At 61.0% G+C, this 20,874-nt stretch carries 20 protein-coding genes; 10 read left to right on the top strand and 10 right to left on the bottom strand.

Translation table 11 applies throughout. The features are described from left to right. The first annotated feature begins 18 nt into the window (after positions 1–18). The 8 genes from rodA to D109_RS0106690 all read left to right on the top strand — a co-directional run bounded on the left by rodA (position 19) and on the right by D109_RS0106690 (position 7,687). Positions 19–1,122 carry a rod shape-determining protein RodA gene (rodA, locus tag D109_RS0106725; RefSeq protein ID WP_050543221.1) on the top strand — a complete coding sequence of 368 codons (1,104 nt, stop codon included), beginning with the start codon at positions 19–21 and terminating at the stop codon, positions 1,120–1,122. A gap of 17 nt (positions 1,123–1,139) precedes the next feature. Next, on the top strand, positions 1,140–2,153 hold the full coding sequence (gene mltB, locus D109_RS0106720; RefSeq protein WP_017476254.1) for a lytic murein transglycosylase B: 1,014 nt from the start codon (positions 1,140–1,142) through the stop codon (positions 2,151–2,153). Next, a complete protein-coding gene (locus D109_RS0106715; protein ID WP_026077822.1) occupies positions 2,153–3,151 on the top strand; it encodes a septal ring lytic transglycosylase RlpA family protein in 999 nt (332 codons plus the stop codon). The genes mltB and D109_RS0106715 overlap by 1 nt, the downstream gene beginning before the upstream one ends. A gap of 185 nt (positions 3,152–3,336) precedes the next feature. Beyond that, positions 3,337–4,494, top strand: coding sequence for a D-alanyl-D-alanine carboxypeptidase family protein (locus D109_RS0106710; RefSeq protein WP_017476252.1), 1,158 nt, complete (start codon positions 3,337–3,339; stop codon positions 4,492–4,494). Between the two features lie 84 nt (positions 4,495–4,578). Next, positions 4,579–4,854, top strand: coding sequence for a DUF493 domain-containing protein (locus D109_RS0106705; RefSeq protein WP_003215438.1), 276 nt, complete (start codon positions 4,579–4,581; stop codon positions 4,852–4,854). After that, positions 4,854–5,501 carry a lipoyl(octanoyl) transferase LipB gene (gene lipB / locus D109_RS0106700; protein ID WP_017476251.1) on the top strand — a complete coding sequence of 216 codons (648 nt, stop codon included), beginning with the start codon at positions 4,854–4,856 and terminating at the stop codon, positions 5,499–5,501. Before D109_RS0106705 ends, lipB begins: the two co-directional genes overlap by 1 nt. Before the next feature lie 2 nt (positions 5,502–5,503). Next, a complete protein-coding gene (gene lipA, locus D109_RS0106695; protein ID WP_003215441.1) occupies positions 5,504–6,523 on the top strand; it encodes a lipoyl synthase in 1,020 nt (339 codons plus the stop codon). A 228-nt stretch (positions 6,524–6,751) separates the two neighbouring features. Then, positions 6,752–7,687 (top strand): LD-carboxypeptidase, encoded by a 936-nt coding sequence (locus D109_RS0106690; protein WP_017476249.1) that lies wholly within the window; start codon positions 6,752–6,754, stop codon positions 7,685–7,687. 133 nt (positions 7,688–7,820) lie between these two features. Here D109_RS0106690 and D109_RS0106685 read toward each other — a convergent pair whose 3' ends face one another. The 5 genes from D109_RS0106685 to leuS all read right to left on the bottom strand — a co-directional run bounded on the left by D109_RS0106685 (position 7,821) and on the right by leuS (position 13,835). Beyond that, the gene (locus D109_RS0106685) at positions 7,821–9,146 is read right to left on the bottom strand and encodes a lytic murein transglycosylase (RefSeq protein ID WP_017476248.1); all 1,326 of its coding nucleotides are present in this window, start codon (positions 9,144–9,146) and stop codon (positions 7,821–7,823) included. Between the two features lie 61 nt (positions 9,147–9,207). Continuing rightward, a complete protein-coding gene (gene arfA / locus D109_RS0106680) occupies positions 9,208–9,372 on the bottom strand; it encodes an alternative ribosome rescue factor ArfA (RefSeq protein WP_003176285.1) in 165 nt (54 codons plus the stop codon). A gap of 84 nt (positions 9,373–9,456) precedes the next feature. Further along, positions 9,457–10,494: a DNA polymerase III subunit delta gene (gene holA, locus D109_RS0106675; protein ID WP_017476247.1), complete on the bottom strand. Its 1,038-nt coding sequence runs from the start codon at positions 10,492–10,494 to the stop codon at positions 9,457–9,459. A 39-nt stretch (positions 10,495–10,533) separates the two neighbouring features. After that, positions 10,534–11,139, bottom strand: coding sequence for an LPS assembly lipoprotein LptE (gene lptE, locus D109_RS0106670; RefSeq protein ID WP_017476246.1), 606 nt, complete (start codon positions 11,137–11,139; stop codon positions 10,534–10,536). Between the two features lie 89 nt (positions 11,140–11,228). Beyond that, on the bottom strand, positions 11,229–13,835 hold the full coding sequence (leuS, locus tag D109_RS0106665) for a leucine--tRNA ligase (RefSeq protein ID WP_017476245.1): 2,607 nt from the start codon (positions 13,833–13,835) through the stop codon (positions 11,229–11,231). Between the two features lie 261 nt (positions 13,836–14,096). Between leuS and D109_RS0106655 the strand changes: the two genes are divergently transcribed. Next, complete coding sequence (locus D109_RS0106655; RefSeq protein WP_017476244.1) at positions 14,097–14,414, top strand: hypothetical protein; 318 nt, start codon at positions 14,097–14,099, stop codon at positions 14,412–14,414. Between the two features lie 103 nt (positions 14,415–14,517). Beyond that, positions 14,518–15,279 carry a YdcF family protein gene (locus tag D109_RS0106650; RefSeq protein ID WP_017476243.1) on the top strand — a complete coding sequence of 254 codons (762 nt, stop codon included), beginning with the start codon at positions 14,518–14,520 and terminating at the stop codon, positions 15,277–15,279. 120 nt (positions 15,280–15,399) lie between these two features. Here the strand turns inward: D109_RS0106650 and lnt are convergent, their stop codons facing one another. The 5 genes from lnt to miaB all read right to left on the bottom strand — a co-directional run bounded on the left by lnt (position 15,400) and on the right by miaB (position 20,810). Further along, positions 15,400–16,923, bottom strand: coding sequence for an apolipoprotein N-acyltransferase (gene lnt, locus D109_RS0106645; RefSeq protein ID WP_017476242.1), 1,524 nt, complete (start codon positions 16,921–16,923; stop codon positions 15,400–15,402). A gap of 8 nt (positions 16,924–16,931) precedes the next feature. Continuing rightward, the gene (locus tag D109_RS0106640; RefSeq protein WP_003215451.1) at positions 16,932–17,771 is read right to left on the bottom strand and encodes an HlyC/CorC family transporter; all 840 of its coding nucleotides are present in this window, start codon (positions 17,769–17,771) and stop codon (positions 16,932–16,934) included. 27 nt (positions 17,772–17,798) lie between these two features. After that, positions 17,799–18,272, bottom strand: a complete 474-nt coding sequence (gene ybeY, locus D109_RS0106635; protein ID WP_017476241.1) for an rRNA maturation RNase YbeY — start codon at positions 18,270–18,272, stop codon at positions 17,799–17,801. Continuing rightward, positions 18,265–19,266 carry a PhoH family protein gene (locus D109_RS0106630; protein WP_003215453.1) on the bottom strand — a complete coding sequence of 334 codons (1,002 nt, stop codon included), beginning with the start codon at positions 19,264–19,266 and terminating at the stop codon, positions 18,265–18,267. Before D109_RS0106630 ends, ybeY begins: the two co-directional genes overlap by 8 nt. A 218-nt stretch (positions 19,267–19,484) precedes the next feature. Then, a complete protein-coding gene (gene miaB / locus D109_RS0106625) occupies positions 19,485–20,810 on the bottom strand; it encodes a tRNA (N6-isopentenyl adenosine(37)-C2)-methylthiotransferase MiaB (protein ID WP_017476240.1) in 1,326 nt (441 codons plus the stop codon). Between the last annotated feature and the right edge of the window lie 64 nt (positions 20,811–20,874).

The raw sequence follows: 20,874 nt of genomic DNA, 5'->3' as shown, positions 1-20,874 counted from the left end.
CTCTCCAGCGAGGATGTGATGCGCCGTCGCGCCACCTTGCTGCAGCGCATGCACATTGATGGCCCGTTGCTGATCCTGCTGCTGACCCTGGCGGCCGGCAGCCTGTTTGTTTTGTATTCGGCCAGTGGCAAAAACTGGGACCTGCTGATCAAACAGGCGTCTTCGTTTGGCCTGGGCCTGTTGTCGATGGTGGTGATCGCTCAGTTGGAGCCGCGCTTCATGGCGCGCTGGGTGCCGCTGGGTTACGTCGCCGGGGTGTTGCTGCTGGTGGTGGTGGATGTCATGGGGCACAACGCCATGGGTGCCACCCGCTGGATCAACATCCCGGGGGTGATTCGCTTCCAGCCGTCGGAATTCATGAAGATCCTGATGCCGGCGACCATCGCCTGGTACCTGTCAAAACGCACATTGCCGCCGCAGCTCAAGCACGTGGGCATCAGCCTGATATTGATCGGGGTGCCGTTTATCCTGATCGTGCGCCAGCCCGACCTTGGCACCTCGCTGCTGATCCTCGCGGGCGGCGCGTTCGTGCTGTTCATGGGGGGCCTGCGCTGGCGCTGGATCCTCAGCGTGTTGGCCGCCGCCGTGCCGGTGGCCGTGGCCATGTGGTTCTTCTTCATGCACGACTATCAGAAGCAGCGAATCCTCACGTTCCTCGATCCGGAGAGCGATCCGCTGGGCACCGGCTGGAACATCATCCAGTCCAAGGCCGCCATCGGTTCCGGCGGCGTATTCGGCAAGGGCTGGCTGCTGGGCACCCAGTCGCACCTGGACTTTTTGCCGGAAAGCCACACCGACTTTATTATCGCGGTGATGGGCGAGGAGTTCGGCCTGGTGGGCATCTGCGCACTGTTGCTGATTTACTTGCTGCTGATCGGTCGCGGCCTGGTGATTACTGCCCAGGCGCAAACGCTGTTCGGCAAATTGCTCGCCGGCAGCCTCACCATGACGTTTTTTGTTTACGTTTTCGTCAACATCGGTATGGTCAGTGGCCTGTTGCCGGTGGTTGGGGTGCCGTTGCCGTTCATTAGCTACGGCGGAACTTCGCTGGTGACATTGATGTCAGCGTTTGGGGTTTTGATGTCGATCCATACCCATCGTAAGTGGATCGCACAGGTTTGAATAAGGTGAAGATGTCAATGCAAGTAATGCGCGGCTGGGCTGCTCGGCACGTGTCCTGGATGGGCCTGTTGGGCCTGCTGGGGGCCGCTGTGCAGGAAGCGCAGGCTGGCGACTACGACGGCTCGCCCCAGGTCGCCGAATTTGTCGGTGAGATGACCCGTGACTATGGTTTCGCCGGTGAACAGCTGATGGGCGTGTTCCGCGAGGCCCAGCGCAAGCAGGCAATCCTCGACGCCATCTCCCGGCCCGCCGAACGCGTGAAGCAGTGGAAGGAATATCGCCCGATGTTCCTGACCGACGCCCGCGTGGCGCGTGGTGTGGACTTCTGGCGCCAGCACGAAGCCGTACTGGCCCGCGCCGAGCAGGAATACGGGGTGCCGGCCCAAGTGATCGTGGCCATCATCGGCATCGAAACCTTCTACGGCCGCAACACCGGCAGCTACCGGGTGATCGACGCCTTGTCGACCCTGGGCTTTGATTACCCGCCGCGCGCCGATTTTTTCCGCAAAGAGCTGCGCGAGTTCCTGTTGTTGGCCCGTGAAGAGCAGGTCGACCCGTTGACCCTCAAGGGCTCCTACGCCGGCGCCATGGGCTTGCCGCAGTTCATGCCGAGCAGCTTTCGCGCCTACGCCGTGGATTTCGACGGCGACGGCCATATCAATATCTGGAGCAACCCCGATGACGCCATCGGCAGCGTCGCCAGCTACTTCAAGCGTCACGGTTGGGTAGCCGGCGAGCCGGTGGTGATTCGCGCCGATGTGACCGGTGACCGCGCCGACGAAGGCCTGACCCAGGGTATCGAGCCCGTCAAGACAGTGGGGGAGTTGCGGGCGCTGGGCTGGTCGAGTCAGAATGCGCCACGCGATGATATGCCGGTGACGGCGTTCCGCCTCGAAGGCGAAAATGGCCCGGAATATTGGATGGGCCTGAAGAATTTCTACGCAATCACGCGTTATAACCGCAGTGTGATGTACGCCATGGCCGTGCATCAGCTGTCAGACATGCTGGTCCAAGCACGGGGCGTCAAGTAATGCCGGTATCACCGATGTACAAACCCCTGAAGCTGGTGGCTTACGCCGCATTGTCGTTATTGGTGGTCAGTTGCTCCACCAGTCGTGCACCGGTGCAAAAGTCCGGTGGCACGGCCATCCGCTCCCAACCGGGGCTGGATATCAACCGGGCCCACAAAGACGGCGCGCCGTGGTGGGATGTGGATGTGTCGAAGATCCCGGATGCCACGCCGACCCTGCACACTGGTCCTTACAAGGCCAACCCTTATACCGTGCTGGGCAAAAACTACTTCCCGCTGCAAGACTCCAAGACCTACGTGCAATCGGGTACGGCGTCCTGGTACGGGACCAAATTCCATGGCCAGAACACCGCCAACGGCGAAGTGTATGACCTGTACGGCATGAGCGCGGCGCACAAGACTCTGCCGCTGCCCAGCTATGTACGCGTGACCAACCTGGACAACAACCGTTCGGTGATCCTGCGGGTCAATGACCGTGGGCCGTTCTATTCGGACCGGATCATCGACTTGTCCTACGCCGCCGCGAAGAAGCTTGGGTATGCCGAGATCGGCACGGCGCGCGTGAAGGTTGAAGGCATCGACCCGGCGCAGTACTGGGCCCAGCGTGGCAAGCCGGCGCCGTTGATGCTTAACGAGCCGCAAACCCCGCAACCGCAAGTGACCGCTTCGGCCGGCAAGATCGAACAGTGGACGCCACCACCGGCGCAGCATGCCCCGGACACGGTCGTCATTCCCCGTGCAGCGCCGGGAGCCTCTGCTGTGGGCGGCCAGTACCTGCAAGTGGGCGCTTTCGCCAACCCTGACGCGGCAGAGCTGTTAAGGTCCAAGCTCAGCGGAATGGTCAGTGCGCCGGTGTTTATCAGCTCTATTGTGCGTAACCAGCAAACCTTGCACCGTGTGCGCATGGGGCCGATCGGCTCGCCGAGCGAAGTTGCACAAGTGCAGAACAGTGTGCGCATGGCCAACCTGGGGCAACCCAGCGTGGTCTCCGCCGAATAAGCAGTACAAAGGATTGATGGCTCAGGCTCGCATGCGGGTTTGAGCCTTGGTTGTTGGCTCGTTGAACAATAAAAACCCAGGGGCAAGGGGTGGGCGTACAACCGAACACGCGACAGTCTGGCGACGGGCTGTCTGAATAGTTTTGCCCGCGAGGGCAAGTTTCCATAAGCAATTTCGAGAGACGGATGAACATCACCACCTTAGCCAAACGCACGTGCCTGCTTCTTTCGCTGATCATCACCCCGGCCGCCTGGGCGGTTGAAATGGTGCCAGCTTCCCCGCAACTGGCTGCCAAGGCCTGGGTCCTGATGGACGCCGCCAGCGGCAACGTGCTGGTGGAGAACAACGGTGACCAGCGCCTGCCCCCAGCCAGCCTGACCAAGCTGATGACTGCCTACATCGCGACCCTGGAAATCCGTCGCGGCCAGATCGGTGAAAACGATCCGGTGACCGTCAGCGAAAACGCCTGGCGCACCGGCGGTTCGCGGATGTTCATCAAGGTCGGTTCGCAGGTGACTGTCAGCGACCTGCTGCACGGCATCATCATCCAGTCCGGTAACGATGCCAGCGTGGCCTTGGCCGAGCACATCGCCGGCAGTGAAGACGCGTTCGCCGACATGATGAACAAAACCGTGGCCGACCTGGGCATGACCAACAGCCACTTCATGAACCCGACCGGCCTGCCGAACCCAGAGCACTACTCGTCGGCTCACGACATGGCGATCCTGGCGCGCGCGATCATTCGTGTCGACCCGGTGCACTACGCGATCTACTCCCAGAAAGAGTTCTTCTGGAACAACATCAAGCAACCTAACCGCAACCTGTTGCTGTGGCGTGACAAGACCGTCGATGGTCTGAAAACCGGTCACACCGACGAAGCGGGCTACTGCATGGTGTCGTCCGCTGTGCGTGATGGCCAGCGCCTGATTGCCGTCGTATTCGGTACCAACAGCGAGCAGGCCCGTGCGGCCGAGACGCAGAAGCTGCTGACCTATGGCTTCCGTTTCTTCGAAACCCAGACCTTCTACCAGAAAGGCACCGAGCTGGCTCAAGCCCCTGTGTGGAAAGGCGCGACCCATCAAGTCAAGGCCGGCCTGGCTGAAGACCTGACCTTGACCATGCCTAAAGGCCAGCTCAAGAAGCTGGTAGCTAGCATGACCATGAATCCGCAACTGGTCGCACCGATCGCCAAGGGCGATGTTATCGGTAAGGTCGAAGTGAAGCTGGACGACAAGGTGGTGCACAGCGCCGACCTGATCGCTCTGGACGCCGTCGACGAAGGTGGTATCTTCCGACGCGTGTGGGATAGCATCCGTCTATTCTTCTACAGCTTGTTCAACTGATAGTGTGCACCTGCATGACCCCGCGCTGATCCGGCGCGGGGTTATGCCCGTCGCCACGGCTTACGCTTACGAGGCCGTTACGCCATGACCGATACCGAAGTAAAGGCGCCAAAGATCGAATTCCCAAACGTGGACTATCCCGTCAAGGTGATCAGCGATACGGGTGTGGGCAACAAAGACAAGATCATCGAGATCGTCAAGAAACACGCAACGATCAACCATGACCGTGTGGATGAGCGTCAAAGCACCAACGGCAAGTACACCACCATTCAGTTGCACATCGTTGCGACTGACCAGGACCAGCTCTACAACATCAACAGCGAACTGCGGGCCACCGGCTTCGTGCACATGGTGTTGTGATGTCACAGACCCTGGGCTTTCGCGAGCTCGGCCAGATGGCATATGAACCGGTGTGGCACGCCATGCAGCGGTTCACCAACGAGCGCGGCACCGAAGCCCCGGATGAAATCTGGCTGGTGGAACACCCGCCGGTTTTCACCCAGGGCCAGGCAGGCAAGGCCGAGCATTTGTTGCTGCCGGGAGAAATCCCGGTGGTGCAGGTCGACCGCGGCGGGCAGGTGACTTACCATGGCCCTGGCCAATTGGTGGCTTATCTGTTGCTGGACGTGCGCAGGCTGGGTTTTGGCGTACGTGAGCTGGTCAGTCGCATGGAGTCATGCCTGATCGAGCTGCTGGCCAGCTACGGTGTGACCGCAGCGGCCAAGCCGGATGCTCCGGGGGTTTACGTAGAGGGCGCGAAAATCGCCTCCCTGGGCCTGCGGATTCGCCACGGCTGTTCCTTTCACGGCCTGGCCTTGAACGTGGACATGGACCTGGCGCCGTTTCGACGGATCAATCCCTGCGGTTACGCCGGTTTGGCGATGACCCAGTTGAGCGATCACGCAACACCACTAGAATTTGCCGAGGTAAGTGCCCGGCTGCGCGCGCAGCTCGTCAAACACCTCGACTATGCTGAGCAGACGACCCTAACGGGCGGAATCGACTGATTATGACTACTGATGCAGTGCAAACCATGATCCCGACGCTGGATGTTACCGAGCGTCCGGCCCCGCGTGCCAAGGTAGAAGCCGGCGTCAAGCTGCGCGGCGCCGAGAAGGTTGCACGCATCCCGGTGAAGATCATTCCGACCACCGAACTGCCGAAAAAGCCTGACTGGATTCGCGTGCGCATCCCGGTTTCGCCGGAAGTCGACCGCATCAAGGCCCTGCTGCGCAAACACAAGCTGCACAGCGTCTGCGAAGAGGCGTCTTGCCCGAACCTGGGCGAGTGCTTCTCCGGCGGCACCGCCACCTTCATGATCATGGGTGACATCTGCACCCGTCGTTGCCCGTTCTGCGACGTTGGCCACGGCCGGCCGAAGCCGCTGGACGTCAACGAGCCGGAAAGCCTGGCCATCGCCATCGCCGACCTGAAACTCAAGTACGTCGTGATCACCTCGGTAGACCGTGACGACCTGCGCGACGGCGGTGCCCAGCACTTTGCCGACTGCATCCGCGAGATCCGCAAGCTGTCGCCGAACGTGATGCTCGAGACCCTGGTGCCGGACTACCGCGGCCGTATGGACGTGGCGCTGGAAATCACTGCCGCCGAGCCGCCGGATGTGTTCAACCACAACCTGGAAACCGTGCCGCGCCTGTACAAGGCCGCGCGTCCGGGTTCGGACTACCAGTGGTCGCTGACCCTGCTGCAGAAATTCAAGCAGATGATGCCGCACATTCCGACCAAATCCGGCCTGATGCTGGGCTTGGGCGAAACCGACGAAGAAGTCATCGAAGTCATGAAGCGCATGCGCGAACACGACATCGACATGCTGACCCTCGGCCAGTACCTGCAGCCGTCCCGCAGCCACTTGCCAGTACAGCGCTTCGTGCACCCGGACGTGTTCGCCTGGTTTGCCGAAGAAGGCTACAAGATGGGCTTCAAGAACGTCGCTTCCGGCCCGCTGGTACGTTCCTCGTACCACGCCGACGAGCAGGCGAAACTGGTCAAGGCCAGCCTGGTTTCCTGATACGCGGAACGCCGGACACTGCAGGACCCTTGTGGGAGCGGGCTTGGATGGGAGCGGGCTTGCTCGCGAATGCGTTGGATCAGTTACCTATCCGGTGACTGACCGCTTTCGCGAGCAAGCCCGCTCCCACCCAAGCCCGCTCCCACATTTGCTACTGACTCTTCCTCTTCTGTTTGCAACCATTGCTGTTTAGAGTGCCTTGGGCAATCCACACGAGGAGAACCATGGATGACGACTCAATTGACCACTTGTGCGGTACCTGCGCTGCGCGCCGAAGGCGTGATCGGGCTGATTGCCCCTGCCGGGCCTGCCGAGCTGGATATCGACAAGGCCACGCAATGGATGCGCGCCCGGGGCTACACACTGCGGATCTTTCCGGGCGTGAGCCAGCGTGATGGCTATCTCGCCGGCAGTGATGAGGTACGCCTTAATGACCTGCACGCGGCGTTCGCCGACTCGACCATCGACGCGATTTTCTGCCTGCGCGGCGGCTACGGCACCCCACGTCTGCTGGACCGCCTGGACTTTGACCTGCTGCGGGCCAACCCCAAGCCATTTGTAGGCTACAGCGATATCACCGCCTTACACCTGGCGATCAACCGCTATGCCGGTTTCGTCACCTTCCACGGGCCGATGTACAACGCTGACCTGTTAGGCGAAAAGCAACAGCCTACCGAGTCGTCGCTGTTCAGCATGCTGCGGGGGCAAGTGAAAGCCGGTAGCCAGCTGACTCACCCGGTGGCCTACCCGCTGACCACCGTCGAGCCAGGCATCGCCTGTGGGCGTCTGCTGGGCGGCAATCTATCGATGATCGCAGCGGTGATGGGCACGGCGTACGAGATTGACGCCGAGGGCATCATTCTGTTTATCGAAGATGTTAACGAGCCGTTGTACCGCATTGATCGGTTGCTCACCCATTTGCGCCTGGCCGGCAAGCTGGCTCAGGTGGTGGGTGTGGTGGTGGGGGATGTGGCGGGCGTTGATAGTGCTGCGCTTGAGCGACTGCTGAAACAGACCTTCGAGCCGTTGCGCATTCCGGTACTGTCCGGCTGGCGCAGTGGGCATTGCAACCCGAACCTGACCTTGCCGATGGGCGCGAGGGTGCGGCTGGACGCGGGGGAGAGGCGGTTGGTGTTGGAGCAGGATGTGGTGTTTAAGGCTTGACCCTTGTACTGCTGCTAAAGGCCTCTTCGCGAGCAAGCCCGCTCCCACATTTCGATCGCATTACTTCAGGAGGTACACGGTCAAAATGTGGGAGCGGGCTTGCTCGCGAATGCGGTAGCAGCCATACGCCGATCTATCGGCTTTGCAGCGACTCGAGCAACTTCACCGTCGGATACCCATCCGCCGGCCAGCCCAGGGACTGCTGTGCCGCACGAATCGCCTTGCGTGTGTTGGCGCCGATGATCCCGTCCGGGTTGCCCGCATCGTAACCATGGGCGCTGAGCACCGTCTGCAAATCAATCCGCTGTGAGCGGGTCAATGGCAGCTCATCTTTCGGCCAGCTCCCACGAATCAAGCCACCACCGCCGAACCGTTCCGACAACAAACCGACCGCCAATGCATAGGACGACGAGTTGTTGTACTTGAGGATCGCGCGGAAGTTATCCAGCACCAGGAACGCCGGGCCACGATAGCCAGCGGGCAGCAGCAGGGCCGCGGAAAGCTGGTCCACGTTGACCGGGACACTGGCGCCAGGCGGCACCTGGATTCCCAGTTTCAACCATTCGCCTACGGTTTTACGCACGCTGCCATCGGCCAGGGCGTAATCGAAGTTCAACGGCAGTTGCTGCACCTCAAAACCCCACGGTTGGCCTTTTTGCCAGCCGGAGCTTTGCAGGTAGTGCGCGGTGGAAGCGAGGGCGTCGGCCGGGCTGTTCCAGATATCCCGGCGACCGTCACCGTCGAAGTCCACGGCGTGGGTGTTGTAGGTGGTCGGGATGAACTGGGTCTGGCCCATGGCCCCGGCCCAGGAACCTTTCATCTGGTCAGCAGAGATATCGCCGTGCTGGATGATTTGCAGTGCCGCCAGCAATTGGGCCTGGGCGAATGCCGGGCGACGGCCTTCATATGCCAGGGTCGCCAGGGAGCGAATCACTGAGTTGTTGCCCTGGAACTGGCCGAAGTTACTTTCCATGCCCCACACCGAGACCAGTGCCTGGCGGTCGACGCCATAACGGTCTTCAATGCGTTGCAGAGTGTCAGCGTATTTCACCAGCAGCGACTGGCCATTGCGCACGCGCAGCGGCGACAGGGCGCCATCGAGGTATTCCCACACCGGGCGCGAGAACTCCGGCTGGCTGCGGTCGGCACGGATCACCGCCATATCGGGGACGACATTGGCAAAGGCTGTGTCGAAAACCTGGGGCGTGATACCGGCCTTCAGGGCTTCCACGCGAAAGCCTGCCTGCCATTCGGCAAACGTCTGGGTCGGCTGGATATCAAGGTTGTCCACCGCCAGTGGCGCAACGACGGCAGGCGCAGCTACCGGTGCAGTCTGGAGCGGGGGCAGGGGTTGGGCATCGGCGGCGGTGGGTTTTTCCGCGCAGGCGACTAACAGAATGAGGCTGGAGGCAGCGATCAGTTGGCGAAGGTGCCAACGACGGGAAAGACTAGAGGGCATGCACAGGTCCAGGGAATACGAATCAGGTACAGACCTTATCATGCCAGAGGGGCGCTTGCCTTCAGGCAGCCAGAAAGTAAGAAGCCTCCCAGCTATTAGACTGGAAGGCTTCGCGGCGGTAGCTGCCTTTGCCTTTGCCGGCTCGTTCCTGGCGACTGCGGAACAACGGCTGGGCGATGATGGATTTGGCCTTGTTGGGGCCATGCTTGGATGGCTTTTTGCTCATGATGGGTACTCTTTGGCGGGTTGATGATGCGGTGCGAATCATCGGCCGAAGTTTGGATTCTGTCCAGCCCAGCGATACGTAGGACTATTCAGCAGGCAGCGACAAGCGCTGTCCTGACATCAAAAGTGACAAACGACTCAAGCTCATCCAGGGCGATCCAGCCGCCTGGCCCTTGATCTGCGCGTCAATGCGCTGGGCTTCCAGCAGCAATTGCGCCCAGCGTTGCGCCGAATGTCGTTGCAGGGCTTTGCTGATCAGCGGTTTGCGTTTGTCCCATACGGGTGGCCGCGCCTGGCTGAAGGCCTTGTCCAACGGGATGCCCTGGCTGTATTGCAGGGCAATATTGGCCAGCAGGCGTAATTCCCGGGCCAGGGCCCAGAGAATCACCGGTGGCTCGACGCCTTCGCCGCGCAGCCCTTCGAGCATGCGCAGGGCGTGGGCGGGTTCGCCGTTGAGGATTGCATCCACCAGGCCAAACACGTCAAAGCGCGCGCTGTCAGCCACGGCGCCTTGTACGGTTTCGACGGTGATCTGGCCGCCTTCAGCCATCAGCTTGAGCTTTTCGATTTCCTGGGCGGCGGCCAGCAGGTTGCCTTCCACCCGTGCCGCGATCAGCTCTACGGCGTCCTGGCTGGCACTCAGCCCGGATTGCGACAGGCGCTGACGGATCCACTGCGGCAGCTGACTGCTGTCCACCGGCCAGATCTGTATGAACTGGGTCTGGCCGCCTTCTACCAGCGCCTTGCCCCACTTGGTTTTCTGCGCGCTGCCATCCAGCTTGGGCAGGCTGATCAGCAGCAATGTGTCTTCGGCAGGGCGCGCGCAGTATTCCATCAATGCCGCCGCGCCTTTGTCGCCGGGCTTGCCCGAAGGCAGGCGCAGTTCCAGCAGGCGTTTTTCGGCAAACAGCGACATGCTCGCCCCGGCTTGCAGCAGCGTCCCCCAGTCGAAACTGGCGTCGGCGCTGAACACCTGGCGTTCATCGAAGCCCTGTTGACGGGCGGCCGTGCGGATCGCGTCCGCAGCCTCCTGGCAGAGCAAAGGGTCATCTCCGCTGACGATGTAGACGGGCGCGAGGCTGCCTTGCAGGTGCTTGGCGAGTTGGGCGGGGGCAAGTTTCATAGGCAGGGCGAACGGGGCGCCAGGGGCGCCCCGTCTGGCTTACTCAGCTGGGACTTCGACAGGCGATTGTTTCGGCTGGCTGTTTTCATACTCTTGCGCCGCTTTCAGCGCATCGGCATCTGCCTTGGCCTTGTTATCTGCCGTTTGCTGCAGTTGATCCAGTTTTTCCGGGGTGATCAGCTGCAGGCGCAGAAGCATGCGCTGTACCAGCTCACGACGCATTTCCTTGCGAACCTGGATGGTTTCGGAGTCCGAGCCCACCAGGTTGTTGCCGTCATGGCTCACGACTTTCTGTACCTGGATTTTGTCGCCCATCAACGGCAGGTGATCGTGGCCCTGGATTTCGAAGAAGAGCGTGGTGCTCAGCTCGATGTCCGAAGCGCGCCCGGCACTGGCATAGCTGAGGTTGCGCTGCTCTTCTTTCTCATCCAGCAGGTTCAGTTTGTAAGCCGCGCCTGAATAGACTTTGACACCACTGTTTTCCAGGACCTGGCGCAGCTGTTGTACGGTCTCGCCGTAGGAGTTTCGGGCGGTGACGTCCAGTTCCTTGATCGCCAGTTCGGTGTGGCCGGTGCCGCGCAGCTGGAAGCCGCAAGCGCTCAGCAGCACGGCAAGGCCCATAACCAGCAGATTGCGTTTGATCATTTTGATGCTCCCCTTGAAACCATGTGGGCCTTATCGAGGCCCTGGAGGTTTTGTTCGGCGCCAAGGTAATGCCCTGGCGCCCGATCCGATTAGCTAGCGACGATATTGACCAGTTTGCCGGGCACCACGATCACTTTGCGGATCGTCAGGCCTTCGGTGAAGCGCAGCACGTTCTCATTGGTACGGGCGGCGGCTTCGACTTCTTCACGGCTGGCGCTGGCAGGCATGTCGATCTGGCCACGCAGCTTGCCGTTGACCTGAATCACCAGTTGCAGCGTGTCCTGAACCAGGGCGCTGTCATCCTGTACCGGCCAGCCGGCATCGATGACTGCACCGCTGTGACCCAAACGGCTCCACAGGTCGTGGCTGATGTGTGGCGTGATCGGTGCCAGAAGCAGGGTGACCGTTTCCAGGCCTTCCTGTACCAGCGCGCGGTCCTGCTCGGTGGCCTGCGGTGCTTTTTCCAGCACGTTCATCAGCGTCATCACCTGGGCGATGGCGGTGTTGAATTTGTGGTGCTGGCCCACATCCTGGCTGGCGTGCTTGATAGCCAGGTGGGTGCTGCGGCGAATGGCTTTTTGCTCATCGCTCAAGGCTGCCACGTCCAGTTTGCCCGGCAAGCCCTGGCTCACATGGGCGTGCGCCAGGCGCCAGACGCGCTTGAGGAAACGGTGCGAACCCTCTACGCCGGAGTCGGACCATTCCGCGCTCATGTCGGGCGGCGAGGCGAACATCATGAACAGACGGCAGGTATCTGCGCCGAATTGGTCGATCATCGACTGTGGGTCGACGCCGTTGTTCTTCGACTTGGCCATCTTCTCGGTGCCGCCGATTTCCACCGGCAGGCCGTCGCAGATCAGCTTGGCACTGATCACCTTGGCCTTGCTGTCACGCACCAACTCGACGTCCGCCGGGTTGAACCAGGTGTAGGCGCCATTGGCTTCGCGACGGTAGTAAGTCTCGGCAATCACCATGCCTTGGGTCAGCAGGTTCTTGAACGGCTCGTCGGAGCTCACCAGGCCTTCGTCACGCATCAGCTTGTGGAAGAAGCGCGCGTACAGCAGGTGAAGGATGGCGTGTTCGATGCCGCCGATGTACTGGTCTACCGGCAACCAATGGTCGGCCGCGGATTTTTCCACCAGGCCGCCTTCATAGTGTGGCGAAGCGTAGCGGGCGTAGTACCACGAGGACTCCACGAAGGTGTCCATGGTGTCGGTTTCACGCTTGGCTGGGGCACCGCATTTCGGGCAGCTGCACTCGTAGAATTCGGGCATGCGCGCCAAGGGCGAACCGGCGCCGTCCGGCACTACATCTTCCGGCAACACGACGGGCAGTTGGTCTTCCGGCACCGGCACGTCACCGCAGGTTTCGCAGTGGATGATCGGGATCGGGCAGCCCCAGTAGCGCTGGCGGCTGATGCCCCAGTCACGCAGGCGGAACTGGGTGCGCGAGGCACCGAGGTTTTTCTTGATCAGCGCGACTTCGATAGCGTCGAAGGCGCCTTCGAAATCCAGGCCATCGAACTCGCCGGAGTTGATCAGGGTGCCATGCTCGCCATAGGCGTCTTGCCACGGGGCCGGGTTGGTGTCGCCCGAACTGGTGCGCACGACCGACTTGATCGGCAGGTTGTATTTGACGGCGAATTCGAAATCGCGCTCGTCGTGGGCTGGCACGGCCATTACCGCGCCATCGCCGTAGTGCATCAACACGTAGTTGGCGACCCACACCGGCAGCTTCTCGCCGGTCAACGGGTGCTCGACGAACAGCCCGCTCGGCAGGCCTTTTTTCTCCTGGGTGGCGACGTCGGCTTCGGCCACGCTGCCGCCTTTGCATTCGGCGATGAACGCCTGCAGCTCAGGGTTGTTCTGTGCAGCCTGGGTGGCCAACGGGTGCTCAGCGGCCACGGCGACGTAGGTCGCGCCCATCAGGGTGTCCGGACGGGTGGTGAAGACTTTCAGTACGCCTTCGGCGCCGATGGAGTCGACGTTGTAGGGGAACTGCACTTCCATGCCTTTGGACTTGCCGATCCAGTTGCGTTGCATGGTCTTGACCTGCTCGGGCCAGCCCGGCAAATCGTCGAGGCTCGACAAGAGTTCATCCGCATAGGCGGTGATCTTGAAGTAGTACATCGGGATTTCGCGCTTTTCGATCAGCGCGCCCGAACGCCAGCCGCGGCCGTCGATCACTTGTTCGTTGGCCAGCACGGTCTGGTCCACCGGGTCCCAGTTCACGGTGCCGCTCTTCTTGTAGATCACGCCTTTTTCGAACAGGCGAGTGAACAGCCATTGTTCCCAGCGGTAGTAGTCAGGCTTGCAGGTGGTCACCTCGCGGGACCAGTCCACCGCCAGGCCCAGGCTGCGCAGTTGGGTCTTCATGTAGGCGATGTTTTCGTAGGTCCACTTGGCGGGCGCTACGTTGTTCTTCATCGCGGCGTTTTCCGCCGGCATGCCGAAGGCGTCCCAACCCATGGGTTGCAGGACGTTCTTGCCCAGCATGCGCTGGTAGCGGGAAATGACGTCGCCGATGGTGTAGTTGCGCACATGCCCCATGTGTAGCTTGCCGCTGGGGTAAGGGAACATCGATAGGCAATAGAAAGTCTCCTTGCCTGGCTGTTCACTGACTTCAAAGGACTTTTGCTCATCCCAGAACGACTGGGCGGCATTTTCTATTTCACGGGGCTGATATTGTTCGTGCATGGCTACTTTTGAACTGAATAGGGGTGGCCTAATCCTCTTCGTTGCAACGTTCAGGTTGATCGACACCAAAAAGCGGCGCGTCCGTGCCCAAACCCTGCGGGAAGTGGAGTTACAGGAAGCGCCGTAGCATACATGACCCCACTCTATCGAGGGAAACCCTGATTGCGCGGCCGAGGCCGTTGGTCGCGGCGTCAGGCAGGCGGGGCCAGCAGGACTACGCTGTTTATTGGGGAGTGAGTCTTATCTTCAATGAGGTGAGGGATGGTTGATTTGCAGAGAACTTTAACGAAACCGCAGGTGTACGAAGGACTGATCGACCGTTTGGGTCGAGCACTGGATGCAGCAAAAACCGCAGGCCGATTGCGTGATGAACGGCCTCTGGAGTTGGAACTGCGTGGCTTGAGCCAGGCAGAGCTGGACGTGATCAAGGTGTATCTGGAGTTAAATGAGCATCGCGCGCCCCAGGTCATGGCCTCCCCGCCAGCCCAGGAGGTTTCGCGCTCGGCCAAGGTGGTATGGCTCAAGGATCTGTCGGCCGGTCGCGGCCCGGAAAACCTCCGGTCCGTGCGTTTCAAGTGAAGTACCGCGTTAGTGATCTGTAGCCTTCTCAACGTTTGTTCTTGTAAAGATTGTCGCTAAACCTCGTTACACCTTAGGCTTCGGGCATCTTTGGAGATGCCCGATGCCTATTCGTTATTTCATTAAACAATTGCTGTTGCCGCCCGGCATTCTGTTGCTGTTGCTGGCGCTTGCCTGGTGGTTTCGTCGCAGCCGGCCGCGACTGGCGGCGGTGTGCTTTGCCCTGGGGTTCGGCGGGATGTGGTTGATGAGCCTGCCGGTGGCGGTGCAGTGGGGGGCCAAGGCCCTGGAGACCGAGCCGCCTTTGGCCCGAGACGAATGGGCAACCCTGGCGCAGCGGGCTGATGCCATTGTGGTGTTGGGCTCCGGGCGTGAACGCGGGGATCCGGCGTGGGGTTCCGATCAGCCGACGGGTATCGGTCTTGAGCGCCAGCGCTATGCGGCCCGCTTGGCCAAGGCTTCGGGTTTGCCGGTGCTGACCAGCGGTGGCTTGCACTACGGCACGCCACCGAGCGAGGCGGAGTTGATGGCGGTGTCGATGCAGGATGACTTTGGCGTGAGCGTACGCTGGAAGGAAGAACGCAGCCGTACCACGTGGGAAAACGCTCAGATGAGTGCTGAGATTCTGCTGCCCCAGGGGATCAAGCGTGTGGTCGTCGTAACCCAGGCCTGGCACATGCCGCGTTCGCGCTGGAGCTTCGAAAAGGCCGGGTTTACGGTGGTTCCGGCGCCGGTGGGATTCCTGGGCCTGGACAATGCCCGGCCACTGGGTGGCTGGATGCCGGAATTCAAGTCGGTCTGGCAGAGCGGGCAGTTGCTGAATGAGGCGGTGGGGCAGGTGGGCTACCGGATGTTTTACAGGTAATACCGCCGGGCAACTGTGGGAGCGGGCTTGCTCGCGAATGCAGCGTGTCAGTCACTGATGCTTTAACTGACAGATCGCATTCGCGAGCAAGCCCGCTCCCACATTGTCCGAGTATGCCTGTTAAACCGTTTTCGACATCCGGCCCGCCAACAGCGCCCAGCCAAACAGGCCAAGGCACAGGATGATCAACGGCCACGAGCGCCATTCCAGATATGGCGTGAGGTTATGCATCGGCACCACTTCACCGTAGAGAATCCCGCGTTCAAACTGCGGGATCTGCACGGTGATCTGCCCGTACGGGTTGATCAGGCCAGTGACGCCGTTGTTGGTGGCGCGGATCATCCAGCGACCGGCTTCCAGGGCGCGCATCTGGGCCATCTGCAAATGTTGCAGCGGGCCGATGGAGCGGCCGAACCAGGTGTCGTTGCTGATGGTCAGCAACAAATCGCTGCGGGCCGACAGGCCGGCAGCGAACTCCGGGTACACCACTTCGTAGCAAATGAAGGGCGCAATCTGATAGCCCTTGGCTTGCAGCAGTGCCTGGTCGGACGGCCCACGGGCGAAGTCCGACATCGGCAGGTCAAAGAACGCGATCAAGCCGCGCAGCATGTCCTGCAGCGGCACGTACTCGCCAAACGGCACCAGTTTCTGCTTCAGGTAGGTACCGTCGCCTTCACCCACCACGGTGATGCCGTTGAAGAAGCGCTTGTGGTGGTGCACTTCCTGGCGAATCGGCACGCCGGTGATCAGCGCGGTGTGCCGGTCGGCAGCGAACTTGCCCATCATGCCCAGGTAGCCTTCAACAGACTCCTTGAGCACCGGCACGGCGGTTTCTGGCCATACCAGCAGGTCAACAGGCTTGGAACTGAAGCTCATGTCGCGGTACAGGGCGAGCTGTGCATTGAGCTGCTCGGGGTCCCACTTCATGCTTTGCTCGACGTTGCCCTGGACGGCCGCCACCGTCAGCGGCGCGCCGGCGGGGGTGGTCCAGGCGTGATGCTTGAGTGCCAGGCCGATGGCCCACGGCGCCACCAACAGCAGCAAGCCGGCACCGATGAACAGGTTGCGCTTACCCGCCAGCAGGCGCGGCAGGTTGCAGATCAGGGCGGCGGTCAGCGCCAAGGCAAAGGAAATCAGCCACATGCCACCCAGCGGCGCAAGGCCGGTGAGGGGACCGTCGAGCTGGCTGTAACCGGAGTAGAGCCAAGGAAAACCGGTGAGGAACCAGCCGCGAAACGCTTCCTGGCCAACCCACAGCGCCGCGAAGGCCAGGGCATCCGCCAGTGGTGCTTCGTTGCGACGCAGCCAGCGCGCCCACAGCCAGGCGGGCAGGGCAAAGAACCAGGCAATTGCTGCGGTAAACGCCAACATCAGCATGCCAGCCAGCAGTACCGAAGCGCCGCCGAAGTGGTGAATGCTGTAGTAGATCCAGCTGGTACCGGCGCCAAACAGGCCGAAACCGAAACACCAGCCACGCCACAAGGCCTGGCGTGGTGTCAGTTCACGCAATCCCGCATAAAAGAACCCGGCCGCCACCAGCGCAAACGGCCAGAGATCGAACGGCGCCAGCGCCAGGGTGGTGATGGCGCCGGCCACCACGGCCAGCAGGTTACCGGGCCAGCCGGGTGCAATCATACGGCGCATGTCAGTCCTTAGCGGGCAATAGGTGTCAGGCGAATCAGATGGATCCTGCGGCTATCAGCATTCAGGATGCGGAAGCGGTAAGCACCGATCTCGGTGGTCTCGTTACGTTTTGGCAGATGCCCGAACGCACTCATCACCAGGCCGCCAACGGTATCGAACTCATCGTCGGAGAATTCGCTGTCGAAGAACTCGTTGAAGTTCTCGATCGGCGTCAGGGCCTTGACCAGGAAATCACCGCTGGGCAGCGGCTTGATGTAGCTGTCTTCTTCCACATCGTGTTCGTCTTCGATGTCGCCGACGATCTGTTCCAGCACGTCTTCGATGGTCACGAGGCCGGCCACACCGCCGTATTCGTCGATCACGATGGCCATGTGATTGTGGTTCGCACGAAATTCGCGCAGCAGCACATTCAGGCGCTTGGATTCGGGGACGAAAGTGGCAGGACGCAGCAGGTCCTTGATGTTGAAGCTGTCGCCGTTCTCCTTGAGGATCAGCGGCAGCAGGTCCTTGGCCAACAGGACACCCATGACGTCGTCATGGCTTTCGCCGATCACCGGGTAGCGCGAGTGCGCCGAATCGATAACGGCCGGGAGGAATTCCCGTGGGGTCTGGGTCGCCTTGATGCTGACCATCTGCGAGCGCGGAACCATGATGTCCCGCACTTGCAAGTCAGCGACCTGGATGGCGCCTTCGACGATGGCCAGCGCTTCGCTGTCCAGCAACTTGTTCTGATGTGCCTCGCGCAGCAGCTCCAGCAGCTCCTGGCGGTTTTTCGGCTCGTGGGCAAAGGCCTGGGTGAGTTTCCCCAGCCATGACTTTTGCCCGTTGCTCGATCGGTCTTCGCTCATAGCGATTACTCTAAATCCTTTGTTGTGTCAGTTAGGTGTAGTTTCTATTTCGTCATCTGCATATGGGTCACGATGGCCCAATTCTGCAAGCAACGTTCGTTCCAGTGCTTCCATTTCTTCGGCTTCGTCATCGTCTATATGGTCGTAACCCAAGAGATGCAAGCAGCCGTGGATGACTAGATGGGCCCAATGGGCCTCAAGTTCCTTGCCCTGTTCCTTCGCCTCACGCTCTACCACTTCGACGCAGATCACCAGGTCGCCCAGCAATGGGATATCCAGCAACTCGTCGGGGACGTCAGCGGGAAAGGACAGCACGTTGGTCGCGTAGTCTTTTTGTCGCCAGGTGTGATTCAGTTCACGGCCTTCGGGCTCGTCCACCAGGCGAATGGTCAGTTCCGAGTCGGCGGTGCGCTGGCGCAGGGCCAGGGCGCACCATTGGCGGAACTGTTCTTCGCTGGGGGCGGGCGCTTCGGTGGCCAGCTGCAGGTCAAGCTCAAGCATCGCGGCGAGTGTCCTTGGCCGGTTGGTCATCGCGGTGTTCGAAGCGCTCGTAGGCTTCGACAATGCGCTGCACCAGCGGGTGACGGACCACGTCTTTGGGCATGAAGTGGGTGAAGCTGATCCCCGGCACATCCTTGAGCACGTCGATCACCTGGGCCAGGCCCGACTTGGTGCCTTTGGGCAGGTCGACCTGGGTGACGTCGCCGGTGATCACGGCCGTTGAGCCGAAGCCGATCCGGGTCAGGAACATCTTCATCTGCTCGACGGTGGTGTTCTGGCTTTCGTCGAGGATGATGAAGCTGTTGTTCAGCGTCCGACCGCGCATGTAGGCCAGCGGGGCGATCTCGATCACCTGGCGCTCGATCAGCTTGGCCACGTATTCGAAGCCGAGCATCTCGTAGAGCGCGTCGTAGAGCGGGCGCAGGTACGGGTCGATCTTCTGGGCCAGGTCGCCGGGCAAAAAGCCCAGTTTCTCGCCGGCTTCCACCGCCGGGCGCACCAGCAGGATGCGTCGCACCTGCTCACGCTCGAGGGCGTCGACCGCACAGGCCACGGCCAGGTAGGTCTTGCCGGTACCGGCCGGGCCGATGCCGAAGTTGATGTCGTTACCCAGGATCTCTTTGACGTAGCGCTGCTGATTCAAGCCGCGAGGGCGAATCATGCCTTTCTTGGTGCGCAACGCGACGCTGGCTTCGGCTACCGGGTTATTGGCCAGGTCTTCCACGGCGGATTCCTGCAGGTACAGGTGCACAGTTTCCGGCGACAGCTCGCTACCTTTGGTTTCCCGGTAGAGGCGGCGCAGAAGGTTTTCTGCCGAGGTGGTGTGTTGGGGTTCACCAATAAGCTCGAATTGATTGCCGCGGTTGCGGATCTCGATGCTCAGGCGTTGTTCGATCAGGCGCAGGTGCTCGTCGAACTGTCCGCACAGATTGGCGAAACGGCGAGCCTCAAAGGGCTCGAGGAGGAAACGATGTGGTTCTATGGGTGCGTTCAAGGTCGTTTTTAGCCGCCCTGGGGCAATTAAGATGAAATCAAGGATAACGCCAGCAGGCGGTGTGCGAAAGCACTTATATATCCCGAAGCTGGCACCGTTCTAATGTGGGGGCGGGCTTGCTCGCGAATGCGGTGATTCAGTCAGCCTATTCGTTGCCTGACACACTGCCTTCGCGAGCAAGCCCGCTCCCACATGGGTTCCCGGTGGCCGAATTATTGTTACACCAGCGAGCCGCGCAGCGAGTGCGGTTGTGCCGCATCGATGTGCACGTCGGCGAACTGCCCGATCAGCGTCGGATTATCGCAACGGAAGTTGACGATCCGGTTGTTCTCGGTCCGGCCCTGCAATTCGCCAGGGTCTTTTTTCGAGTAGTCGGTCACCAGGATACGCTGGGTCGAGCCCACCATCTGTCGGCTGATCTCGAAGCCTTGCTGGTTGAGGCGATGCTGCAGCGCGTTCAAACGCTCTTTCTTCACCGCTTCCGGAGTCTCGTCCACCAAATCCGCCGCCGGAGTGCCCGGGCGCTGGCTGTAGACGAAGGAGTAGGAGAAGTCGAAACCAACGTCCTCGATCAGCTTCATGGTCTGCTGGAAATCTTTCTCGGTTTCACCCGGGAAGCCGACGATAAAGTCCGAGCTGATGCAGATTCCCGGCACCGCCGCACGCAATTTGCGCAGTTTGGATTTGTATTCCAGGGCGGTGTGGTTGCGCTTCATCGCCGAGAGGATGCGGTCCGAGCCCGATTGCACTGGCAAGTGCAGGTGTTTGACCAGTTCCGGCACTTCGGCGTGGGCCTGGATCAGGCTGTCGGAGAATTCCAGCGGGTGCGAGGTGGTGTAGCGAATCCGCTCGATCCCATCGACGGCGGCGACTACGCGGATCAACTCCGCGAGGTCCGCCAGGCGCCCGTCATGGGTCTGGCCGCGATAGCCGTTGACGTTCTGCCCCAGCAGGGTCACTTCACGCACGCCGTTCTCGGCCAGGTGAATGATCTCTGCCAGTACGTCGTCGAACGGGCGGCTGACTTCTTCACCGCGGGTGTAGGGCACCACGCAGAAGGTGCAGTACTTGCTGCAGCCTTCCATGACCGACACATAAGCGCTCGGGCCGTCGATACGCGGCTCGGGCAAATGGTCGAATTTTTCGATTTCCGGGAACGAGACGTCGACTTGCGGCAGCTTGGTGATGCGCGCGGCATCGATCATTTCCGGCAGGCGGTGCAAGGTTTGCGGGCCGAACACCACGTCGACGTACGGTGCGCGGTCGCGAATGGCGGCGCCTTCCTGGCTGGCCACGCAACCGCCGACGGCGATCACCATGTCCGGGTTGGCCAGTTTCAGTTCGCGCCAGCGGCCCAGCTGCGAGTAGACCCGGTCCTGGGCTCGCTCGCGGATCGAGCAGGTATTGAGCAGGATCACGTCGGCGTCTTCAGCGCGGGCGGTGACTTCCAGGGCCTGATGTTCACCCAGCAGATCGACCATGCGCGAGCTGTCGTACTCGTTCATCTGGCAACCGTGGGTTTCGATGTAAAGCTTCTTGGCCATGGGGATCGTCAACTGGTGGTAAAGAACCGCGCATTATAGGGGGCATGCCGATAGGTTCCTAGCA

Source organism: Pseudomonas sp. PAMC 26793 (assembly GCF_000313235.1).
Lineage (GTDB): Bacteria > Pseudomonadota > Gammaproteobacteria > Pseudomonadales > Pseudomonadaceae > Aquipseudomonas > Aquipseudomonas yamanorum.
Note: the sequence above shows the minus strand (reverse complement) of the source record. Positions and strands in the feature narration are given on the sequence as shown.